Raw genomic sequence first — 370 nt, 5'->3', positions numbered from 1 at the left:
CTACTGTGTAGCTAGTACCATTAAGTCCAAACCTACGACTTACTTGCACAAGTCCTTCATAGTTACTGTTATGATGGGCAGCGTTAGCACGTTTATAAGGGTCTTTAGTCGTGAAAATAACCTCTAATGGTGTATGGTTACTAGCTTCAACCCATTCTCTAGGGAAGTACTTCATGTGTTTTTCAACTATCTTAGCTTTTGTCTTAGTAGTATTACCTGCGGTATTAAGTTTTTCGCCTTTTTTGAAGCCTAATTCACGTACTTCTTGCATAGTTTTTAAGTAAGCTTTTTCACGTACTTCTTTTTCGTCTATCTTTACTTCCTGCATTTTTTGAGATAAAGCTTTTTTCTTAGCTGTCATTTCATCCAG

The 370-nt window shown here is 36.5% G+C and carries 1 protein-coding gene; it reads right to left on the bottom strand.

The window, feature by feature from the left end; all coding sequences use genetic code 11:
- Positions 1-370, bottom strand: a 370-nt coding sequence (locus R2R70_RS19225; protein ID WP_410978784.1) for a hypothetical protein, incomplete at both ends; no start/stop codon positions are given.

This window comes from Cobetia sp. SIMBA_158 (assembly GCF_046566945.1).
GTDB classification, from domain to species: Bacteria; Pseudomonadota; Gammaproteobacteria; order Pseudomonadales; family Halomonadaceae; genus Cobetia; species Cobetia amphilecti.
Note: the sequence above shows the minus strand (reverse complement) of the source record. Positions and strands in the feature narration are given on the sequence as shown.